This window comes from Streptomyces sp. NPDC096323 (genome assembly GCF_040302845.1).
In the GTDB taxonomy this organism is placed as follows: domain Bacteria; phylum Actinomycetota; class Actinomycetes; order Streptomycetales; family Streptomycetaceae; genus Streptomyces.
Genome location: NZ_JBEOSI010000003.1, coordinates 361,696 through 377,352, shown reverse-complemented (window position 1 = coordinate 377,352; position 15,657 = coordinate 361,696). Strand labels below are relative to the sequence as shown.

Annotated in this window: 12 protein-coding genes and 1 tRNA gene; 2 read left to right on the top strand and 11 right to left on the bottom strand. The window is 70.9% G+C overall.

The features are described 5' to 3' along the window. Window positions 1–10 precede the first annotated feature (10 nt). The 10 genes from prfA to ABTX18_RS09485 form a co-directional block, all read right to left on the bottom strand. A complete protein-coding gene (gene prfA, locus ABTX18_RS09530) occupies window positions 11–1,087 on the bottom strand; it encodes a peptide chain release factor 1 (RefSeq protein ID WP_352122167.1) in 1,077 nt (358 codons plus the stop codon). Between the two features lie 152 nt (window positions 1,088–1,239). Beyond that, window positions 1,240–1,461 (bottom strand): 50S ribosomal protein L31, encoded by a 222-nt coding sequence (gene rpmE, locus ABTX18_RS09525; RefSeq protein ID WP_352122166.1) that lies wholly within the window; start codon window positions 1,459–1,461, stop codon window positions 1,240–1,242. Window positions 1,462–1,624: 163 nt separating this feature from the next. After that, window positions 1,625–2,725, bottom strand: a complete 1,101-nt coding sequence (locus tag ABTX18_RS09520) for an LCP family protein (RefSeq protein ID WP_352122165.1) — start codon at window positions 2,723–2,725, stop codon at window positions 1,625–1,627. Between the two features lie 341 nt (window positions 2,726–3,066). Then, window positions 3,067–5,157 carry a transcription termination factor Rho gene (rho, locus tag ABTX18_RS09515; protein ID WP_352122164.1) on the bottom strand — a complete coding sequence of 697 codons (2,091 nt, stop codon included), beginning with the start codon at window positions 5,155–5,157 and terminating at the stop codon, window positions 3,067–3,069. 412 nt (window positions 5,158–5,569) lie between these two features. Next, window positions 5,570–6,487: a homoserine kinase gene (gene thrB / locus ABTX18_RS09510; protein ID WP_352122163.1), complete on the bottom strand. Its 918-nt coding sequence runs from the start codon at window positions 6,485–6,487 to the stop codon at window positions 5,570–5,572. A gap of 414 nt (window positions 6,488–6,901) precedes the next feature. Next, the gene (thrC, locus tag ABTX18_RS09505; protein ID WP_352122162.1) at window positions 6,902–7,972 is read right to left on the bottom strand and encodes a threonine synthase; all 1,071 of its coding nucleotides are present in this window, start codon (window positions 7,970–7,972) and stop codon (window positions 6,902–6,904) included. A 6-nt stretch (window positions 7,973–7,978) separates the two neighbouring features. Next, window positions 7,979–9,280, bottom strand: a complete 1,302-nt coding sequence (locus tag ABTX18_RS09500; RefSeq protein ID WP_352122161.1) for a homoserine dehydrogenase — start codon at window positions 9,278–9,280, stop codon at window positions 7,979–7,981. 125 nt (window positions 9,281–9,405) lie between these two features. Then, window positions 9,406–10,797 carry a diaminopimelate decarboxylase gene (gene lysA, locus ABTX18_RS09495; RefSeq protein WP_352122160.1) on the bottom strand — a complete coding sequence of 464 codons (1,392 nt, stop codon included), beginning with the start codon at window positions 10,795–10,797 and terminating at the stop codon, window positions 9,406–9,408. A 26-nt stretch (window positions 10,798–10,823) separates the two neighbouring features. Beyond that, window positions 10,824–11,888, bottom strand: a complete 1,065-nt coding sequence (nrtL, locus tag ABTX18_RS09490; protein WP_352122159.1) for an ArgS-related anticodon-binding protein NrtL — start codon at window positions 11,886–11,888, stop codon at window positions 10,824–10,826. A 55-nt stretch (window positions 11,889–11,943) separates the two neighbouring features. Further along, window positions 11,944–12,357, bottom strand: coding sequence for a response regulator (locus tag ABTX18_RS09485; RefSeq protein WP_352122158.1), 414 nt, complete (start codon window positions 12,355–12,357; stop codon window positions 11,944–11,946). Window positions 12,358–12,570: 213 nt separating this feature from the next. Here ABTX18_RS09485 and ABTX18_RS09480 point away from each other — a divergent pair. After that, window positions 12,571–12,642 (top strand) — tRNA-Arg (locus tag ABTX18_RS09480). 167 nt (window positions 12,643–12,809) lie between these two features. Next, the gene (locus tag ABTX18_RS09475) at window positions 12,810–14,243 is read left to right on the top strand and encodes an ATP-binding protein (RefSeq protein ID WP_352122157.1); all 1,434 of its coding nucleotides are present in this window, start codon (window positions 12,810–12,812) and stop codon (window positions 14,241–14,243) included. Between the two features lie 57 nt (window positions 14,244–14,300). Here ABTX18_RS09475 and glyA read toward each other — a convergent pair whose 3' ends face one another. Next, the gene (gene glyA / locus ABTX18_RS09470; protein WP_352122156.1) at window positions 14,301–15,608 is read right to left on the bottom strand and encodes a serine hydroxymethyltransferase; all 1,308 of its coding nucleotides are present in this window, start codon (window positions 15,606–15,608) and stop codon (window positions 14,301–14,303) included. Between the last annotated feature and the right edge of the window lie 49 nt (window positions 15,609–15,657).

Genomic DNA, 15,657 nt, shown 5'->3' with positions numbered 1-15,657 from the left:
GCGGTGGCTCTTATGCGGCGGCGAGCTTGGCCGCCGAGTCGGCGTCGACACAGGCCTGGATCACAGCGTCCAGTTCCCCGTCGAGCACCTGGTCCAAGTTGTACGCCTTGAAGCCGACGCGGTGGTCCGAGATCCGGTTTTCCGGGAAGTTGTACGTACGGATCTTCTCGGACCGGTCGACCGTCCGCACCTGGCTGCGGCGTACGTCCGACGCTTCCTGCTCGGCGGCCTCCTGCGCCGCGGCGAGAAGCCTCGACCGCAGGATACGCATGGCCTGCTCCTTGTTCTGGAGCTGGCTCTTCTCGTTCTGGCAGGAGGCGACGACACCGGTGGGCAGGTGCGTGATGCGGACCGCGGAGTCGGTGGTGTTGACGGACTGGCCGCCGGGGCCGGAGGAGCGGTACACGTCGATACGGAGATCGTTGGCGTGGATCTCGACCTCGACCTCCTCGGCCTCGGGCGTGACGAGCACACCGGCGGCGGAGGTGTGGATGCGGCCCTGGGACTCGGTGGAGGGCACGCGCTGCACACGGTGCACGCCGCCCTCGTACTTCATCCGGGCCCAGACACCCTGGCCGGGTTCGGTGGCCCCGTTGCCGCCCTTGGTCTTCACGGCGACCTGGACGTCCTTGTAGCCGCCGAGCTCGGACTCGGTGGAGTCGATGATCTCGGTCTTCCAGCCGACGCGCTCGGCGTAGCGCAGGTACATGCGCAGCAGATCACCGGCGAACAGGGCGGACTCGTCGCCGCCCGCGCCCGCCTTGATCTCCAGGAGCACGTCCTTGTCGTCACTGGGGTCACGGGGTACGAGCAGGAGGCGAAGCTTCTCGGTGAGCTCCTCGCGCTCCTTCTCCAGCTCCTTGACCTCGGCGGCGAAGTCGGGGTCGTCGGCGGCGAACTCGCGGGCGGTCTCGATGTCGTCGCCGGTCTGCTTCCAGGAGCGGTACGTCGCGACGATCGGAGTCAGCTCGGCGTAGCGCTTGTTGAGCTTGCGCGCGTTCGCCTGGTCGGCGTGGACCGACGGGTCCGCGAGCTTCTTCTCGAGATCGGACTGTTCGCCGATCAGTTCCTCGACCGCCTCGAACATCTACGGGCTCCTGGTTTCTTCGCTCATCGTGCCTGCCGGCCGGCGGGTGCCTGCCGGGCGGGAGTACGGGGGTCGCCGTCGTCCCGGCCGGAAAAAAACGCCGGTCCCGGCGCCCCCGGGAAGAGGGCGCCAAGGACCGGCGCAGTGGCTCGCTACTTGGCGGAGCCGGCGGCCTTGCCGAAGCGGGCCTCGAAGCGGGCCACGCGGCCACCGGTGTCGAGGATCTTCTGCTTGCCCGTGTAGAACGGGTGGCACTCGGAGCAGACGTCGGCACGGATGGCGCCGCTGTCCAGGGTGGACCGAGTGGTGAACGACGCGCCACAGGTGCAGCTGACCTGCGTCTCGACGTACTGGGGGTGAATGTCGCGCTTCAAGGGTTTCTCCTAGGTTCGGGAGGGCGCCGGGTCGTACGCGCGGATTGCGCGTCCGTGAACCGGGGCCGACGTACCAGTCTGCCAGGACTGGCCGTATCTCCCAAAACGAGGGCCGGGCGCCGGCTATTCCCGGGAGCCCGGACGACTGCCGCGGGGGCGGTCGTCACTGCACGATCTGCCCGGCGTCGCCCTTGTCGCCCGCCGACTTCTCGGTGGCGGAGGCGGGGATCGGCCGGTCGCCGAGGAGCGCCTGCCAGACCTGCCGGCCGGCCTTCTCCTGCGGGATGACGCGGTTCGGGTCGGCCGGGTCGTACTCGACGGGCAGGGTCACCATCTGGACGTCGTCGGAGCCGAGCCCCTTGAGGCCGCTCGCGAATCCCGCGAGCTTCTTGACCGAGCCGAGGTCGGAGTCGGTGGTGATGGCCTTGGTGGCGGTGTCCGCGATGCCGTACAGCTTGGTGCCATTGAGCACGCCCACGCTCTTGGCCTGCTTCATCAGCGCCTTGATGAAAGCCTGCTGGAGCTGGATGCGACCGAGGTCGCTGCCGTCGCCGACGCTCTTGCGGGTGCGGACGAGGCCGAGCGACTGCTCACCGTCGAGGGTGTGGGTGCCGGGTTCGAGGTTCAGATGGCTCTTGGAGTCGTTGATCGCCTGCCTGGTGGTGATCTCGACCCCGCCGAGCTTGTCGATCAGATGCTTGAAGCCGGTGAAGTCGACCTCGATGTAGTGGTCCATGCGGATCCCGGACATCGACTCGACGGTCTTGACCGCGCAGGCCGGTCCGCCGACCTCGTACGCCGTGTTGAACATCGCGCGCTGCTCCCCGGCGACCGGCTGTCCGCTCTCGTCGCCGGTGCACCCGGGCCGGCTGACGAGGGTGTCGCGGGGGATGGAGACGACACTGGCCGTCCTGTGGCCCTTGTTGACGTGCACGACCATGGCGGTGTCCGAGCGGGCGCCGCCCTGGTCCTCGCCGTACTCGCCGTTCGCGCCTGAGCGGGAGTCCGAGCCGAGCACGAGGATGTCCTCGGAGCCGTTGTCGACGTTGTCGGGGCGGTCCTTGCCCAGCGCGTTGTTGATGTCGACGGCCTTGAGATTGCCGTTGAGGTGGACGTACGCGTAACCGAGTCCGGCCCCGCCCACGACGATCACACCGGCGAGGCTCCACGCGGCCACTGCGGTTGCCCTGCGGCGGCGGGACGGCTTCCTCCGGCGTTTGCCGGTGGCCCGTATTCGGCTGGTGCTCCCGCTCTGCTCGCTCATCCGTCTCCCTCGTTCCTCGGCTGCTCCCGGCTACCCCCTGCAGTGGTGTGCGGGCCTGTGTGCCGCTTTGTCGCTCCTGGGTGGTGACGCAGCGGCGACAAGAAGGGTTGCACAGAGGGCTGGGGCCTCCGGGTAAGCCAGGGGGCCGTTCCGGGCGATGCGGAGACGGCCGGTGACCCGGCGCTCACCTGCGGTTTCGTGCCCATTGCAGACAAGGTGACGGGACCGGGGGACCGGCCGGCCGTGTGGCGAAGGTCTCGGGTCCGGGGGCGTACGACACAGGGCCGCCCCCGGCACCGAAGTGGCGGGGGCGGCCCTGTGTGCGGCCGGAGCGACTGCGACTAGTCGTTGTTGCCCGGGGCCGGCGTCGTCTTCTGGATCTGGAGCAGGAACTCCGCGTTGGACTGGGTCTTCTTCATCCGGTCCAGGAGGAGCTCGATCGCCTGCTGCTGGTCCAGCGCGTGAAGCACCCGGCGCAGCTTCCAGACAATCGCCAACTCGTCGCTGCCGAGCAGGATTTCTTCCTTACGGGTGCTGGACGCGTCGACGTCCACCGCCGGGAAGATGCGCTTGTCGGAGAGCTTGCGGTCGAGCTTGAGCTCCATGTTGCCGGTGCCCTTGAACTCCTCGAAGATCACCTCGTCCATGCGCGAGCCGGTCTCGACGAGCGCGGTGGCCAGGATGGTCAGCGAACCGCCGTCCTCGATGTTGCGCGCCGCACCGAAGAAGCGCTTCGGCGGGTAGAGCGCGGTCGAGTCGACACCACCGGACAGGATGCGTCCGGAGGCCGGGGCGGCGAGGTTGTACGCGCGTCCCAGACGGGTGATCGAGTCCAGCAGGACGACGACGTCGTGACCCAGCTCCACGAGACGCTTGGCGCGCTCGATGGCCAGTTCGGCGACGGTCGTGTGGTCCTCGGCGGGACGGTCGAAGGTCGAGGAGATGACCTCGCCCTTCACCGACCGCTGCATGTCGGTGACCTCTTCCGGACGCTCGTCGACCAGGACGACCATCAGGTGGCACTCGGGGCTGTTGACCGTGATGGCGTTGGCGATCGCCTGCAGGATCATGGTCTTGCCGGTCTTCGGCGGGGCCACGATCAGGCCTCGCTGGCCCTTGCCGATGGGCGCGACCATGTCGATGATCCGCGTCGTCAGGACGTTGGAGTCGGTCTCCAGACGGAGCCTGTCCTGCGGGTACAGCGGGGTCAGCTTCTGGAACTCGGGCCGTCCCCGGCCGGACTCCATGCCGTTGACCGAGTCGAGGCGGACCAGCGCGTTGAACTTCTCGCGGCGCTCACCGTCCTTGGGCTGGCGGACGGCGCCCGTGACGTGGTCACCCTTGCGCAGACCGCTCTTGCGGACCTGGGCGAGGGAGACGTACACGTCGTTCGGGCCCGGCAGGTAGCCGGAGGTCCGGATGAACGCGTAGTTGTCGAGGATGTCCAGGATGCCCGCGACGGGGATCAGGACGTCGTCGTCGGTGACCGGCGGTGCGTCGCTCGCGAAGTCGTCGCGGCCGCGACGGCCTCGGCGGTCGCGGTAGCGGCCCCTGCGGCCACGACGGCCGCCCTCGTCGTCGAAGTCGTCCTGCGGTCCGCCGCCGCCCTGCTGGCCCTGGTTCTGCCCCTGGCCACCCTGGCCGCCGCCCTGGCCGCCCTGACGCCGGCTCTGGCCGCCGCCCTGACCACCCTGGCCGCCCTGGCCGCCGCCCTGACCACCCTGGCCGCCCTGGCCGCCGCCCTGCTCGTCGCCCTTGCCGCGACGGTCGCGCTGGCGCTCACGGCGCTCGCCGCGTTCACCCCGCTGGCCGCGGTCCTGACGGTCGCCACGACGCCCCTCGGCGTTGTCGGCGGCGGCTTCGGCCCTGGACTCGGAACGGTCCTCGGCAGGAGCCTCTTGCTTCGGCTCGTCCTGCACGCGCTCCTTGACCTGCACCTTGGTGTCGGCCTTGGTGTCCGGGCTGCCCGCCTGCGCGGTAGCGCGGCGCCGACGACGCTCGCCCGCGGGCTGGTCGTCGCTGGCCGGCTGGCCGGGGATGTCGATCTGCTGCTGGGCCGTGGCCTTCTCGGCGGGTGCGGCGGCCGGGGTCTCGTCCCCGGCGCCGGTGCGCGCCTTGGAGGTGGCCCGGCGCTTCGGCTTGGTCTCCGCCTCTTCGGCGGGGGCCGCGGCGGCCTTGGCCTTGGGGGCGGCGGAGCCGCCGGCCTGGGTCTCCTTGATGACCTCGATCAGCTGGCTCTTACGCATCCGCGCAGTGCCCTTGATACCGAGGCCGGACGCGACCTGCTGCAGCTCGGCCAGGACCATGCCGTCAAGGCCGGTGCCGGAGCGGCGGCGCCGTGCGGTGGTGCCAGTGGCAGCACCTTCGGCGGGCGCGGCGCTGTCGACGGTCTTGTCGGCAGTCACGCCCATCAGATCGGTGGTGTCGCTCACGAAGGGTCCTTCCCTGGAGCGGACGTCGGCCTTCTGGCTCGGCGACCGGTTGTGCTGTCCGACTGCGGTCTTCGGTGCGGACCGTGCCGGGGCGGTGGTCCGCCGGATAGGTACGGCGGAGAGATGAAGGTGTGCTGGGGCCCGGCGCGAGCATCCCCCTGCTCGGCCCACTCCTGGACGAGCGAGGGGTGTCGTGCCGGTTCCGGAGCGTGCTCGAAACTGCTCAGGCAGGCTGCTCAGGCAGTTGGGGAGGCTCCCGGAAGAAATGGTGGTCCCGGAAAGGGACACGAAGCAACGCGCCACATAGACGTCGATTGCAGACTTGAGGTTAACACTACCGGCTCCAACAAACATTCCCCCTCTCACTCACCGGCAATCACTTCGCGCCTGGCGCGAAGCCGATCACTTCGCGCTAGGGCGCGAGCGGCAGCACGCTCGCACCCTGGGCGTCGAGAGCGAGCCGGTTGGCCGCCCATCCCTCGCCCGCCAGCCGTGCGACCTTGTCGGCCGCACCGTCCTCGGCCAGCGCCAGCACGGTCGGCCCGGCACCGGAGATGACCGCGGGGACGCCGTCCGCGCGCAGCCTGTTCACGAGTTCCACGCTCTCCGGCATCGCCGGAGCGCGGTACTCCTGGTGGAGCCGGTCCTCGGTGGCCGTGAGCAGCAGCTCGGGGCGCCTGGTCAGAGCCTCGACGAGGAGCGCGGCGCGGCCGGCGTTGAAGGCGGCGTCGACGTGCGGGACGGTACGCGGCAGGAGTCCGCGGGCGGTCTCGGTGAGCACCGGCTTGCCGGGAACGAAAACCACCGGAACGATGGAATCAGCGGGATCCATCCTGAGCGCCCGGGCCGATCCGCCGTCCATCCACGCCAGCGTGAATCCGCCGAGCAGGCAGGCCGCGACGTTGTCCGGGTGGCCCTCGATCTCGGTCGCGAGTTCCAGCAGTGCCGCGTCGTCGAGCCGGGCGTCACCGCCGGTCGTCACCGCGCGGGCGGCGACGATGCCGGCGCAGATGGCGGCGGATGAGGAGCCGAGGCCGCGGCCGTGCGGGATGCGGTTGGCGCAGACGATCTCGAGCCCGCGGGGCTGTCCGCCGAGCAGGTCGAAGGCCGTGCGCAGGGACCGCACGAGCAGGTGCTTCTCGTCGCGGGGCAGCGTGTCCGCGCCCTCACCGGCGATGTCGATGTGCAGGCCGGAGTCGGCGACCCGGACGACGACGTCGTCGTACAGGCCCAGCGACAGGCCGAGGGCGTCGAAACCGGGGCCCAGGTTGGCGCTGGTTGCGGGGACGCGCACCCGGACGGCGGCGGCTCGGAAGGCGGGACCGGCCATCGCTCTGACGACTCTCCTTGTGAGGCGGCGGGGAATGCGAGGAGCTGCGGGGATATTTCGGGGCTCTCGCGGCTCTTCGGTTTCTGCTTCTTCTGTGCGGCTCTGCGGGTGTCTGGGAATTCTTCGGGGCGGTGCGGCGGCGGGTGCTGCCCGACCCAGGAAGGAAGCGACGGCCGCAACGACCCGAGCACCCCGGCATATACGGCGGGGGCGGGTTGGGTACAGCTTATCGAAGGAAGGTTCTCCTCCGACATAGGGCGCACAGGAGGCGCACGATGCGTGTCGCACCCCTCGGGTGCGCTCTCCGCCCCAAAAGGGGCGTTTGAGCTGTCTCTCTGACGAACCCGTTGCCGCGGCCGCACCCGGGGCCCGTCGTCCGGACCGGGGGTGCGGCCGCCCTGCGGCGGGGTGGGGCTACGCGAGGCCCAGCTTCTCGGCGGCGGCGGCCGCGTCGACCGGGACGGTGACCGGCTGGGGTGCACCGGCGACGGCCCAGTCCGGGTCCTTGAGCCCGTTGCCGGTGACCGTGCAGACGATCTTCTGGCCGGGGTCGACCTTGCCCTCTTCGGCGGCCTTGAGCAGACCGGCGACGGACGCGGCCGACGCGGGCTCCACAAAGACGCCCTCCTGGGAGGCCAACAGGCGGTAGGCCGCCAGGATCTGCCGGTCCGTCACCTCGTCGATGAAGCCGCCCGACTCGTCCCGGGCCGCCAGCGCGTACTGCCAGGAGGCCGGGTTGCCGATCCGGATCGCGGTGGCGATGGTCGACGGGTCCTTGACGATCTCGCCGCGCACGATGGGCGCGGAACCGGAGGCCTGGAAGCCCCACATCCGCGGGTTGTGCGTGGAGAGGCCGTCCCGGGCGTACTCCGTGTACCCCTTCCAGTACGCGGTGATGTTGCCCGCGTTGCCGACCGGGAGGACGTGGATGTCCGGGGCGTCACCGAGCGCGTCGACGATCTCGAACGCCGCGGTCTTCTGGCCCTCGATGCGCACCGGGTTGACCGAATTGACCAGCGCCACGGGGTAGTTGTCCGAGAGCGAGCGGGCCAGCGTCAGACAGTCGTCGAAGTTGCCGTCGACCTGGAGGATCCTGGCGCCGTGGATGAGCGCCTGGCCCATCTTGCCGAGTGCGATCTTGCCCTGCGGTACGAGGACGGCGCAGACCATTCCGGCCCGTACCGCGTACGCGGCGGCGGAGGCGGAGGTGTTGCCGGTGGAGGCGCAGATGACGGCCTGCGCGCCTTCCTCCTTGGCCCGGGTGATGGCCATGGTCATGCCGCGGTCCTTGAAGGAACCGGTGGGGTTGGCGCCCTCGACCTTGAGGTGCACCTCGCAGCCCGTGCGCTCGGAGAGGACCTGAGCGGGAACGAGCGGCGTACCGCCCTCACGGAGCGTGACGACAGGCGTCGCGCTCGTCACCGGCAGACGGTCCCGGTACTCCTCGATGATGCCGCGCCACTGGTGGGTGCCCTTGGTGGTCATGGGTCCTTACTCCCCTTCAACACGCATGATGCTGGCGACACCGCGCACGGTGTCGAGCTTGCGCAGCGCCTCGACGGTCCCGGAAAGGGCGGCGTCGGGCGCGCGGTGGGTGACGACGACGAGCGAAGCCTCGCCGTCTCCGTCCTGTCGGCTCTGCTGGCGGACCGTATCGATGGATACGCCCTGTTCGGCGAAGACCGTCGCGACCTGGGCGAGTACGCCAGGCTTGTCGGCCACGTCGAGACTGATGTGGTACCGCGTGACGACGTCGCCCATGGGGCTGACGGGCAGACGCGTGTACGCGGACTCACCGGGACCGGTGGTCTCTCCGATGATGTTGCGGCAGACCGCGACCAGGTCGCCCAGGACCGCGGAGGCGGTCGGTGCGCCACCGGCGCCGGGGCCGTAGAACATCAGCTGCCCGGCGGCCTCGGCCTCGATGAACACCGCGTTGTACGCCTCGCGGACGGAGGCCAGCGGGTGGCTGAGCGGGATCATCGCGGGGTGCACGCGCGCGGTGACGGACTGCCCGTCGGCGGCGCGCTCGCAGATGGCGAGGAGCTTGACGGTGCAGCCCATGCGGCGGGCCGAGGCGATGTCGGCGGCGGTGACCTCGGTGATGCCCTCGCGGTGCACGTCGCCGATCCTCACCCGGGTGTGGAAGGCGATTCCGGCGAGGATCGCGGCCTTGGCCGCGGCGTCGAAGCCCTCGACGTCGGCGGTCGGGTCGGCCTCTGCGTAGCCGAGGGCGGTGGCCTCGTCGAGCGCCTCGGAGTAGCCGGCGCCGCTCGTGTCCATCTTGTCGAGGATGAAGTTCGTGGTGCCGTTGACGATGCCGAGGACCCGGTTGACCTTGTCGCCGGCGAGGGACTCGCGCAGCGGCCGTACGAGCGGGATGGCGCCGGCCACGGCGGCCTCGTAGTAGAGGTCCCGGCCGTACTGCTCGGCGGCTGCGTGCAGCGCGGCGCCGTCCTCGGCGAGCAGTGCCTTGTTGGCGGAGACGACGCTCGCGCCGTGCTCGAAGGCGGTGGTGATAAGGGTACGGGCGGGCTCGATGCCCCCGATGACCTCGATGATCACATCGAGGTCGCCCCGTTTGACCAGGGCGGTCGCGTCGGTGGTGATCAGCGCGGGGTCGATGCCCTCCCGGACCTTGGAGGGCCGGCGCACGGCGACACCGGCGAGCTCCACCGGTGCGCCGATGCGCGCGGCGAGGTCGTCGGCGTGCGTCGTCATGATGCGGGCCACCTCTGAGCCGACGACTCCACAGCCCAGCAGCGCCACCTTCAGCGGACGCGTACGCATCATCCGACCTCGTTTCCTTTACATCTGATGTGTGAACCAGTCTCACTCACCGGACGGGGGTTTCCGCCACCCGTCCGGATCCTGAGATGTTTACCGGGGTCCTGGGGTGTCCCCCGGGAAATAAAGCGTCAGCCGACGTCGAGACGCAGGAGATCTTCCTCCGTTTCGCGCCGGACGATGACCCGGGCCTGTCCGTCGCGCACGGCGACGACGGGCGGGCGCAGGGCGTGGTTGTAGTTGCTCGCCATGGAGCGGCAGTAAGCGCCGGTGGCGGGTACGGCGATCAGGTCGCCCGGCGCCAGGTCGGACGGCAGGAACGCGTCCTTGACCACGATGTCACCGCTCTCGCAGTGCTTGCCGACGACCCGGACGAGCATCGGCTCGGCGTCCGAGGTCCGCGAGACGAGCGCGACGCTGTACTCGGCGTCGTACAGCGCGGTGCGGATGTTGTCCGACATGCCGCCGTCGACGCTGACGTACGTGCGCAGCCCCTCCAGGGGCTTGATGGTGCCGACCTCGTACAGCGTGAAGGCCGTGGGGCCGACGATGGCGCGGCCGGGCTCGACGGAGATCCGGGGGGTGGCGAGACCGGCGGCCTCGCACTCGCGGGTCACGATGTCGCCGAGCGCCTTGGCGATCTCGTGCGGCTCGCGCGGGTCGTCCTCGGAGGTGTACGCGATGCCGAGCCCGCCGCCGAGGTCGATCTCGGGGAGTTCGACGCCGTGCTCGTCGCGCACCTCGGCCAGCAGCTGCACCACGCGCCGGGCGGAGACCTCGAAACCGGCCATGTCGAAGATCTGCGAGCCGATGTGGGAGTGGATGCCGATGAGTTCGAGACCGTCGAGGGTGAGGGCGCGCCGAACGGCTTCGGCGGCCTGCCCGCCGGCCAGCGCGATGCCGAACTTCTGGTCCTCGTGCGCGGTGGCGATGAACTCGTGGGTGTGCGCCTCGACGCCGACGGTCACCCGGATCTGTACGCGCTGGCGCTTGCCGAGCCGCTGCGCGATGTGGGCGACGCGGACGATCTCCTGGAAGGAGTCGAGCACGATCCGGCCGACGCCCACCGCGACGGCCCGCTCGATCTCGTCGACCGACTTGTTGTTCCCGTGGAAGGCGATGCGCTCGGCGGGCATTCCGGCATCCAGCGCGGTGGTCAGTTCGCCGCCGGAGCAGACGTCGAGGTTGAGGCCCTCCTCCGTGAGCCAGCGCACGATCGCGCGGGAGAGGAAGGCCTTGCCTGCGTAGAAGACGTCGGCGCCGGGTCCGAACGCGTCGGACCAGGCGCGGCAGCGGGCCCGGAAGTCGGACTCGTCGAGGAAGTAGGCCGGGGTGCCGAACTCCTCGGCCAGCCGGGCGACTTCGACCCCTCCGACGGTCAGGGCGCCGTGCTCGTCGCGGGTGACGGTGCGGGCCCACACCTTCTCGTCGAGGACGTTGAGGTCTTCGGCGGGGGCGGTGTAGTGGCCCTCCGTCATGACGTCGGCGTGACGGGGCCCGGCGGGGTGTGCGGATCGGCTCATCGGAGTGCTCTGCTCTCTCGGGTCTCTCAGAGGTGAAGGGGTGCGCTGATACCGAGCAGGGACAGGCCGCCGGCCAGCACCGTCCCGGCGGCCTCGGCGAGGGCGAGCCGGGAGCGGTGGGCGGCCGAGGGTTTCTCGTCCCCGACGGGAAGCGGTGAGGCGGCGTCGTGGAAGTCGAAGAACGCATGCGCCACCGCTTCGAGGTGCCGGGCGAGCCGGTCGGGGGCGCGGTGGCGTGCGGCGGCGAGGAGCACGGCGGGGTGGTCGGCGAGGAGCGCGAGGAGGGCGGACGCGTCGGGGCCGGGGGCGTCACCGGGGCCGCTCGTGATGCCGAGGAGGGTCGCACCGCGGGTCAGCGCATGGGTGCGGGCGTGTGCGTAGCGGACCAGGAACAGCGGGTTGCCCTCGCCCTGGACGAGCAGCTCGCCGCCGAGTGACGCGCGGTCGTGACCGGCGGGCCGCAGCAGACCCCAGCGGGCCGCGTCGGGCCCGAGCCGGTCGAGCAGCTCACCGGCGGTGGCGCCTGCGGGCACCGGCCGTATCCCGGTCATGGGTGCGGGGGGCTGTCCGGGGGCGTCGGCGGTGATGCCCAGCCGCGGCCAGTCCGGGTCGGCCGCCCCGTCGCACCGGACGCCCACGTGCGCGCCCTGCGCCCGGGCGAGCGCGCCGACCGCGTGAGCGGTGACCGCGGCCCGGACCTCGGCGGCATGGCGGAGCACCAGCACTTCCCCGTCGAGGGCGTCCCCGTGCCCGTACCGCAGGCCCTGGTCGCGCACCCGGTCCAGGAGCGTGCGGTGTACGTCGGCCGAGGCGTCGAGCGTGAAGTTCAGGAACCCGGGCCCGGTGATGTCGACCCGCCCGATGCCGGGCGCCCCGGCCACCCGCTCCCGCAGGATCTCGGCGACCTCCCGCGCGGTCAGTGCGGCGGGCCCGGCCAGCTGGAGGGCGACGGCGCTGGCGTAGTCGCCGCGTCCGCCGGGCCGCGTCCTCTCCACTCGCACGCGCGCGGGCACGGGCGCGCGCAAGGCGTTCTCGTCGACCGCGCGGCGCACGGCGCGCAGCACGGTCATGGAGAGATCGGCGGGGGTCACGGGACAAGCGTAGGGGAGGAAGGGGGGCCTTTCGCGAACGCGTTTCGCCATCCGGTCAGCCGGCGGCACTCTCCGCCCGGCCGACTCCGTGTCCGCCCTCGAGCACCGGCGGCCGCCCACGCTCCGTCAACTCCCGTACGACCCGCACCAGCTCGCTCGGTTCGAAGGGCTTGGCGAGGAACGCGTCGACCCCTGCGGCGACGCCGTTGTCCACCTCGTACGGCGTGCAGGCGCTGATGATCGCCACGGGCAGATGCCGGGTGCGTGGGTCGGCGCGCAGTCTGGTGGCCGTCTGCAGACCGTCCAGTCGGGGCATCACGACATCGAGGGTGATCACGTCGGGGCTGACGCGATGGACCAGATCCAGACACTCGACACCATCGGCCGCGGTCACGACCTCGAAGCCCTCCAGCTCGAGATTGACCCTGATCAACTGCCGGATGACCTTGTTGTCGTCGACAACAAGCACGCGGCCGCACGCCCCTGACACCCTTCGAGAGTAGGCGCGGCTCAGTGGCTGCGTCCGGGTTTTGCCCACTTCCGGCCTCCGGACGAGTGGCCGGAAGCGCGTGCGAGCACCGGGGCAGGCCGGTGACGCCCTGCGGGACGCGGAAATACCTGTTCACGGGCACCCGGCGGATGCTGGTAGTGTTTCACCCGTCGCAGAGCAACGCAGCGATACGCCCCCGTAGCTCAGGGGATAGAGCATCGGCCTCCGGAGCCGGGTGCGCAGGTTCGAATCCTGCCGGGGGCACCTTGCACAAGGTGCCGAATTGGCCCTCTGATCAGGCATAAAGCCGGTCGGAGGGCCTTTTTCATGTCCTCGGTGACGCGCGCCTCCACACACGAAGAGGGACGAGCAAGTTACTATCATCGATGTTAGTAACTTGAATGTGCGTACGCGGCCCGCTGGAGGCGGCGATGGGCGATTTCGTAGGCCGGCAGGCCGAGCTGGCCACGCTCGAGCGCGAACTGGGCAAGGTCGCGGCCGGAGCGGGCGGGGAGCGCCCCGGCAGATGCGTGATGCTGCGGGGCCGCCGTCGCGTGGGCAAGTCCAGGCTGGTGGAGCGCTTCGCCGAGCGCTCCGGCGCACCGTTCCTCTTCTACGCCGCCACGGGGGCGTCACCGGAGGCGGACCTCCAACGGCTGGCCCGGGACGCCGACAATTCGACCCTGCCGCTGGCCGGGCTGCTGGCCGGAGCCCGGCCGGCGAGCTGGGACGCCGCGTTCGACGTACTGGCAGCCGCCCTTCCGCACGACCGGGCGAGCGTGGTCGTCCTGGACGAGCTGCCGTATCTGATGGACGCGGGCGGCGCCTTCGAGGGAGTGCTGCAACGCGCCTGGGACCGGATACTGGAGACCAAACCGGTCCTTCTCGTCCTCATCGGATCCGATCTGTCGATGATGGAGGCGCTGAACAGCTACGGCCGCCCGTTCCACCAGCGCGGCCGCGAAATGGTCCTCGGCCCGCTGAACCCGGCGGAAGTGGGCCGGATGCTCGGCCTGGACGCCGCGTCGGCGTTCGACGCCGCGCTGGTCACGGGCGGGCTGCCCCTCATCTGCACGGAGTGGACGCACGGAGCAGGCCTGTGGGACTTCCTCACACAGGCCCTCAGCGATCCGGTGTCCGCCCTGCTCGTCTCGGCTGAACGATCACTGGCCGCGGAGTTCCCCAAGGAAGTGCAGGCCCGTGCGGTGCTGTCCGCGATCGGCAGCGGAGAGCGCACGTTCTCCAACATCGCGCGGGCGGCAGGCGGGCTGTCCGGCGCCTCCCTGCAACGGTCCCTCACCACTCTTACCGAGAAGCGGATGGTCGCCGCCGAACTGCCCCTGTCCGTCCGGCCGTCCAAGGACCGCCGTTACCGGGTCGCCGACCCGTACATGCGTTTCTGGCTGAAACTGCTCGGCCCCGCTCTTCCGGAGATCGAGCGAGGCCGAGGCGATCTGACGCTGGCCCGCATCAGGGAGAGCTGGACGAGCTGGCGCGGCCGCGCCGTCGAGCCCTTGGTACGGGAGGCCCTGGCACGTCTCCTGCCCGACGGGAACCTTCCGGCCGCACCGGCGATCGGAGGCTACTGGACGCGGACGAATGACGTGGAGATCGACATCGTGGGGGCGGACAGGGCTCCGATCGCGAAGGAATTGCTGTTCGTCGGCTCGGTCAAGTGGCTGGAGAACTCCCCCTTCGACCGACACGACCTGGCCGCGCTGCACCGCCACCGGGCCGCGCTGACGCCCGAGCCGGTCCCCGTGGTCGCGGTTTCACGCAGTGGGACAGACTGCGGGGCGGTGGAGGCGGCATACGGGCCCGCGGAGTTGCTGCAGGCGTGGGGCGGAGGGCCGGGGGGCGGCTGAGGGCAGCTGCCTGCGCGGCGGTGTGGCCTCGCGGGGCCACACCGCCCCCCGCCAGGGTCAGGCCACCGGCAGCCCCGGTGCCGGATACCCGTCCATCAGGGCCTTCACGTCGGCGCGGACCGCCGTGACGGTGGACTCGTCGCCGGTGCGGGCGGCGTCGACCACGCGCGCGATCCAGCCCGCGACGGTGGCCATCTCCGAGGCGGGTACGCCGCGTGAGGTCAGGGCGGGGGTGCCGATGCGGATGCCCGAGGGGTCGAAGGGCTTGCGGGGGTCGTACGGAACGGTGTTGTAGTTGACGACGATGCCGGCGCGGTCCAGGGCCTTGGCCGCGGTCTTGCCGGGGACGTCCTTGTTCGTCAGGTCGATCAGGAGGAGGTGGTTGTCCGTGCCTCCCGAGACGAGGTCGAAGCCGCGGGCCGCCAGTTCCTCGCCCAGGGTGCGGGCGTTGGTGACCACATCGCGGGCGTAGGCGCGGAAGTCCGGCGTGGCGGCTTCGCGCAGGGCCACGCCGATGGCCGCCGTGGTCTGGTTGTGCGGGCCGCCCTGAAGGCCGGGGAAGACGGCTCGGTCGAGGGCGCGGGCATGCTCGGCGCGGCTCAGGAGCATCGCGCCGCGTGGGCCGCGCAGGGTCTTGTGGGTGGTGGTGGAGACGACGTCCACGTGCGGGGCCGGTGAGGGGTGGGCGCCGCCGGCGATCAGGCCGGCGATGTGGGCGACGTCCGCGACGAGGACCGCGCCGACCTCGCGGGCGATCTCGGCGAACCCGGCGAAGTCGATCTCGCGGGGGACGGCCGTGCCGCCACAGAAGATCAGCTCGGGGCGCTCGCTGAGCGCCAGGTCGCGGACTTCGTCCAGGTCGACGCGGCCGGTGTCGCGCCGGACCCCGTACTGGACGCCGTTGAACCAGGTGCCGGTGGCCGAGACGCCCCAGCCGTGGGTGAGGTGACCGCCCATGGGGAGCGACATGCCGAGCACGGTGGCGCCGGGCTTGAGGAAGGCCAGGTAGACGGCGAGGTTGGCAGGAGAGCCGGAGTAGGGCTGGACGTTGGCGTGGTCCATGCCGAAGAGCGCCTTGGCCCGTTCGATGGTGAGCGTCTCGACCTGGTCGATGATCTGCTGGCCCTCGTAGTACCGCTTGCCGGGGTAGCCCTCGGAGTACTTGTTCTGGAGCACGGTGCCGGATGCCTCGAGCACGGCCGCGGAGACGTAGTTCTCGCTCGGGATCAGGCGGAGGGTGTCGGCCTGGAGCTGCTCCTCGGCGGCCACCAGCGCGGCGAGCTCCGGATCGGCTGCCGCCAGGGCGGGGTGGCGGGGGTGCGAGGGTACGGATGCGGTCACGGGATCCTCCCGGGTCGGTCGCATTGCTGCGGCGTGGACCCGGATGCCCAGGCGGACGGCTCTCCGGCGATGA